Annotated in this window: 1 protein-coding gene; it reads left to right on the top strand. The window is 45.0% G+C overall.

What is annotated here, in order from left to right:
- A partial coding sequence (gene splA / locus SB658_RS24105) for a splAB operon transcriptional regulator SplA (protein WP_410602873.1) occupies positions 1 to 218 on the top strand: 218 nt, incomplete at its 5' end.
- Between the last annotated feature and the right edge of the window lie 53 nt (positions 219 to 271).

Raw genomic sequence — 271 nt, 5'->3', positions numbered from 1 at the left:
GGGATACGGTCTATGTGATTTACCGCAATCCGCATGCCGCCAATGTTGCCCATATTAAAGAGGCGGAGATCGTCCATCACCCGTATCATGAGGGAGAACTGTCTCTGTTTTTATACGAAACCTATCATCCGCTGGCCGAAGATGACGCGGTCTTTTCAACATATGAGGAAGCGGAAGCGCTTTACAGCGAGCTTTTTGAAGAAGACCGGTATCATTGATCAAAGGAAATGTTTACAACGCATATTCACTCTCTTTTAAACGGAAAGTAACA

Origin of the sequence: Bacillus sp. SIMBA_008 (assembly GCF_046535495.1) — a bacterium.
GTDB classification, from domain to species: domain Bacteria; phylum Bacillota; class Bacilli; order Bacillales; family Bacillaceae; genus Bacillus; species Bacillus subtilis.
Note: the sequence above shows the minus strand (reverse complement) of the source record. Positions and strands in the feature narration are given on the sequence as shown.